The organism is Phenylobacterium sp. (genome assembly GCF_046590535.1).
Taxonomy (GTDB): Bacteria; Pseudomonadota; Alphaproteobacteria; order Caulobacterales; family Caulobacteraceae; genus Phenylobacterium.
In genome coordinates this window covers 1-4,748 of the sequence record NZ_JBKJTG010000062.1, presented here as the reverse complement: position 1 = coordinate 4,748, position 4,748 = coordinate 1, and the positions used below count along the sequence as shown (strand labels likewise).

Genomic DNA, 4,748 nt, shown 5'->3' with positions numbered 1-4,748 from the left:
AACTGCCAGATCCCGTAGTAGCCGTCCTGTACGGCGAAGCTTCCTGGGGGGATCCCGACGGCGCCCCACTGTGGAGGGCGGGCGCCCACGACCACCCTTGTCGGCACGCCTAGCTGGCGAGGCCTGACATCATGCGGCCATGGCCGAGACCGCCGAAACTGCTTGCCGCGCCGGCGAGCTGATCCGCAGCCGACCGGCGAACTCGACACGATCCTCTTCGAGGACGGCGCCCGGTCTTTCGCCCGCCGCGAAAACCGGGATGACCCAGGGTTCTTAAAGCCTGGCCATCACCAGGCTGCCGTTGGTGCCGCCGAAGCCGAAGGAGTTGGACATCACCGTCTGTAGCGGTCGGTCCACCCGCTGGCGCACGATGGGCATGTCGGCGAACGCCGGGTCGAGGTTCTCGATGTGGGCGCTCTCGGCCACGAAGCCGTTGTTGAGCATCAGGAGGCTGTAAATCGCCTCCTGGGCGCCCGCGGCCCCCAGGCTGTGGCCGGTCAGCGACTTGGTGGACGAGATCAGGGGCGCCTTGTCGCCGAACACCGCGCGGACCGCCTCCATCTCCTTGATGTCGCCCACCGGCGTCGAGGTGCCATGCGGGTTCAGGTAGTCGATGGGCGCGTTGACCCCCGCCATGGCCAGCCTCATGCACCGCGCCGCGCCCTCGCCGGAGGGGGCCACCATGTCGAAGCCGTCGGAGTTGGCGGCGTAGCCGACGATCTCGCCGTAGATTTTCGCGCCACGGGCCTTGGCGTGTTCCAGCTCTTCCAGCACCAGGATGCCGGCGCCGCCGGCGATCACGAAACCGTCGCGGTCCCGGTCATAGGCGCGGCTGGCGGTGGACGGCCGGTCGTTGAAGTTGGAGCTCATCGCGCCCATGGCGTCGAACAGCACGCTGAGCGTCCAGTCCAGCTCCTCAGTACCGCCCGCGAACACCACGTCCTGCTTGCCCATCTGGATCTGCTCATAGGCCGAGCCGATGCAGTGGGTGGAGGTGGCGCAGGCCGACGAGATCGAGAAGTTCAGGCCCTTGATCTTGAACCAGGTGGACAGCACCGCCGAGGGGCCTGAGCTCATCGCCTTGGGCACCGCGAACGGGCCGACCCGCTTGGGTCCCCGGGTGCGGGCAGTCTCGGCCGCCTCGACGATCACCTTGGTGGAGGGTCCGCCGGAGCCGACGATCAGGCCGGTGCGCTCGTGGGAGACCTCAGACTCCTCAAGACCGGAGTCCGCGATCGCCTGCTCCATGGCGATATGGGCGAAGGCCGTGCCCTGGGCCAGGAAGCGGGCCGCCCGGCGGTCCACCCTGGGCTCCCAGTCGATCTGCGGCGGGGCGTGGACCTGGGAGCGGAAGCCGAGCTCGGCGTACTCCGGCGCCGCGACGACGCCCGAGCGGGCCTCCCTAAGGGAAGCCAGGACTTCGTTGGCGGTGTTCCCGATGGAGGAGACCACGCCCATTCCGGTGACGACGACGCGCCGCATGTTGCCTTCCCGAACCCCCGACGACTACGGCCGCTGATAGAGACCGACGCGGAGGTCTTCCGCCGTGTAGATAGGTTTTCCGTCAGCTTCCAACACCCCGTCGCCGATTCCCATGACCAGCCGCCGGTTGATGACCCGCTTCATTTCGATCTTGTAGGTGACCTTCTTGATATCCGGCGTCACCTCGCCGGCGAACTTCACCTCGCCGCAGCCCAGCGCCCGGCCGCGGCCCTTGCCACCGATCCAGCCCAGGTAGAAGCCGACCAGTTGCCAAAGGGCGTCCAGGCCCAGGCTGCCGGGCATCACCGGGTCGCCGATGAAGTGGCAGCCGAAGAACCAGAGGTCCGGATTAATGTCGAACTCGGCTTCGATGTAGCCCTTGCCGTGCTGGCCGCCATGGTCGTCGATGTGGGTGATGCGGTCGAACAGCAGCATCGGCGGGGCCGGTAGCTGGGCGTTGCCCGGCCCGAACATCTCGCCCCGCGCACAGGCCATCAGCTCCTCGAAGCTGTAGTGGTCCTTGGCCTTCACGTTCGTCATCTAGGCAACCCGTCCTCGTGAGGGGCCACGCCCTACCATGAGCGGGAGGCGGGGCTCAACGGCATTGCGGCGCGACGGCCGTACCCCAAAGCTCGCCTTCCCGCACCCAGCCGGAGACGCCATCGACGCGGACCCGGCACCAGCCCTTCTCGCAGCGGACCAGCGCGGCCATGGCCTTGGGGTTCAAAATGGCCCCCACCTGCGCCTTGCCGCGGGGGTGCTTGTAGAGGGCCACCGGACGGGTCTTGAGGTTCATCACGCTGCGCCGGCCGTCGGTCACCCGCTTGTGCACCCAGGCCAGGCCGCCCTCCGGATCGCAGATGCGGCGCCACTCGCTGGTTTCGGCCACCACCTGGACCGGCAGGCTGCGCACCCGGTAGACCCACAGCAGGCGATGGTCGTCGCCGGGGCCGGCGCGGGCGTTCACCTTGGCGAACTTCAGGGTCACGTAGCGCGGCACCGGCAGGCCCGAGGGGGTCGGCCGGTCGGCGGCCCAGGCGATCTGCGCCCCGGCCAGCCAGACGAGCCCGGCCAGCGCTATGCTCTTCAGCATCCGCGCCCTGGCCGACCGCAATCGTACTGCCTCGCCTTGGCCGCTCATGGCGCCTTTGCTACAGGTCGGATAACCGAAACGCGCCGCCGCGGCGCAAGGTATCCCCTTTTCAGTTCGCCCATGCCCGCTCGCAAGCCGAAAGTCATCGTCACGCGCAAACTCCCGGATCCGGTCGAGACCCGGATGCGGGAGCTGTTCGACACTGAGCTGAACGTCGGCGACGCCCCGATGAGCCGCAAGGCGCTGGTGGACGCCGTCGGCCGCGCCGACGTGCTGGCCCCCACCATCACCGACAGGATCGACGCCAAGCTGCTGGAAGGCGCCGGCGAGCGCCTGAAGCTGATCGCCAACTTCGGCGCCGGCGTGGACCATATCGACGTGGCCGCCGCCAATGCGCGGGGCATCACCGTCACCAACACCCCCGGCGTGCTCACCGAGGACACCGCCGACCTGACCATGGCGCTGCTGATGGCCGTGGCCCGGAGGATCGTGGAGGGCGCCAACGTGGCCAAGGCGGGCGACTTCCAGGGCTGGGCGCCCACCTGGATGCTGGGTCGGCGGATTACCGGCAAGCGGCTGGGGATCATCGGAATGGGCCGCATCGGCCAGGCGGTGGCCCGCCGGGCCCGGGCCTTCGGCCTGCAGATTCACTACCACAACCGAAAACCGGTCAGCCCGCGCATCGCCGAGGAGCTGGAGGCCACCTACTGGGAGAGCCTGGACCAGATGCTGGCGCGGATGGACATCATCACCGTCCACAGCCCGCACACCCCGGCCACCTATCACCTGCTCTCGGCGCGCCGCCTGAAGCTCCTGCAGCCGCACGCCTTCGTCATCAACACCGCCCGCGGCGAGATCATCGACGAGAACGCCCTGGCCGATCTGCTGGCGGCCGGCGGTATCGCCGGGGTGGGGCTGGATGTCTTCGAGTTCGAGCCGCAGATCAATCCCAAGCTCCTGAAGCTGCCCAACGCGGTGCTGCTGCCCCACCTGGGCTCGGCCACCTTCGAGGCCCGGGTCGACATGGGCGAAAAGGTGATCATCAACATCAAGACCTGGATGGACGGCCACCGCCCCCCCGACCGGGTGATCCCGCAGATGCTCTAGGTGACGCTTTGATCGGCGCCAGCCCGACCCTCAAGTGCGTTGAGCCTGTCCAGCACCGCCAGGAAGCTCATCAGGTAGAACACCCCGGCGACAATGAGGCCTAAGATCGGGACCAAGCTGGCGATGGTCCAGCCCCACGGATTTATCCTGCGTTTCCTGGCGATCACGAAAACAGTCCAGGCATAGATCACGCCAAGGATGAGCGTTGGGATCATCTGGATCAGGAAATCCTGTGGTCCGCCGCTTTCCATTATTTCCTCCCGCGTGGGGCGCGACGGTATCCCAGAATGTCAGACGGTCAACCCGACGTAGAGGCTCGGTTCCCGTCGCCGTATCAGTGATCTTGTCGAACTCCATGGCCCGGCTCGTCCAGCTCCGGGACCAGGGCCGCGGTCACCCGGCGGCGGTCCCGCACACCGGGCACTCCGGATCGGCGCCGATCCTCACCGTGCGGGTCTCGCCGGCCAGGGCGTCGTAGATCATCAGCCGTCCGGTGAGCGTCTCGCCTGCGCCGGTGACCAGCTTGATCGCCTCCAGGGCCATCATCGAGCCCACCACGCCCGCTAGCGCCCCCACCACGCCCACGGCGACGCAGGTCTCCGCGTCCGGGGGGATCTCCGGCACCAGGCAGCGGTAGCAGGGCTTGCCCGCGAACACGCCGACCTGTCCGGTCCAGCGGCCGATGGCCCCGGAGATCAGCGGCTTGGCGTGGCGCACGCAGGCGTCGTTCACCAGGTAGCGGACCGCGAAGTCGTCGGTGCCGTCCAGCACCATGTCGACGCCCTCCACCAGCTCGTCGGCGTTGCCGGCTTCGAAGGCGCCGTCGTAGCCGGCCACGAAGATGTGCGGATTCAGCCCCGCCAGCCGGTCGGAGGCGGCCTCCGCCTTGGGCCGGCCCACGTCGTCGTCGGCGTAGATGATCTGGCGCTGCAGGTTGGAGCGGTCGACCTCGTCCGGGTCCACCAGGATCAGGGTGCCCACCCCGGCGGCGGCCAGGTAGAGCGCGGCGGGGTAAACTGGAGACCAATCGATGCTCGACTTCCAATTCAATCAACGCAGCCATCGT

The 4,748-nt window shown here is 68.1% G+C and carries 6 protein-coding genes; 1 reads left to right on the top strand and 5 read right to left on the bottom strand.

Annotated elements, in window-relative coordinates:
- Positions 1-273 precede the first annotated feature (273 nt).
- From fabB to ACLL81_RS03700, 3 genes are read right to left on the bottom strand one after another with little or no spacing between them, the layout of a single operon-like run.
- On the bottom strand, positions 274-1,482 hold the full coding sequence (fabB, locus tag ACLL81_RS03710) for a beta-ketoacyl-ACP synthase I (protein WP_411286998.1): 1,209 nt from the start codon (positions 1,480-1,482) through the stop codon (positions 274-276).
- Positions 1,483-1,506: 24 nt separating this feature from the next.
- Positions 1,507-2,022, bottom strand: a complete 516-nt coding sequence (gene fabA / locus ACLL81_RS03705; RefSeq protein WP_411286997.1) for a 3-hydroxyacyl-[acyl-carrier-protein] dehydratase FabA — start codon at positions 2,020-2,022, stop codon at positions 1,507-1,509.
- A gap of 55 nt (positions 2,023-2,077) precedes the next feature.
- Positions 2,078-2,575: an SH3 domain-containing protein gene (locus ACLL81_RS03700; protein WP_411286996.1), complete on the bottom strand. Its 498-nt coding sequence runs from the start codon at positions 2,573-2,575 to the stop codon at positions 2,078-2,080.
- Between the two features lie 120 nt (positions 2,576-2,695).
- Here ACLL81_RS03700 and ACLL81_RS03695 point away from each other — a divergent pair, with 120 nt between their 5' ends.
- On the top strand, positions 2,696-3,682 hold the full coding sequence (locus ACLL81_RS03695) for a 2-hydroxyacid dehydrogenase (protein ID WP_411286995.1): 987 nt from the start codon (positions 2,696-2,698) through the stop codon (positions 3,680-3,682).
- Here ACLL81_RS03695 and ACLL81_RS03690 read toward each other — a convergent pair.
- Both ACLL81_RS03690 and ACLL81_RS03685 read right to left on the bottom strand, forming a co-directional pair.
- Positions 3,679-3,933: a hypothetical protein gene (locus ACLL81_RS03690; protein ID WP_411286994.1), complete on the bottom strand. Its 255-nt coding sequence runs from the start codon at positions 3,931-3,933 to the stop codon at positions 3,679-3,681. The two genes, ACLL81_RS03695 and ACLL81_RS03690, sit on opposite strands and share 4 nt — an antisense overlap.
- A 142-nt stretch (positions 3,934-4,075) precedes the next feature.
- On the bottom strand, positions 4,076-4,732 hold the full coding sequence (locus ACLL81_RS03685; protein WP_411286993.1) for a HesA/MoeB/ThiF family protein: 657 nt from the start codon (positions 4,730-4,732) through the stop codon (positions 4,076-4,078).
- Positions 4,733-4,748: the final 16 nt, after the last annotated feature.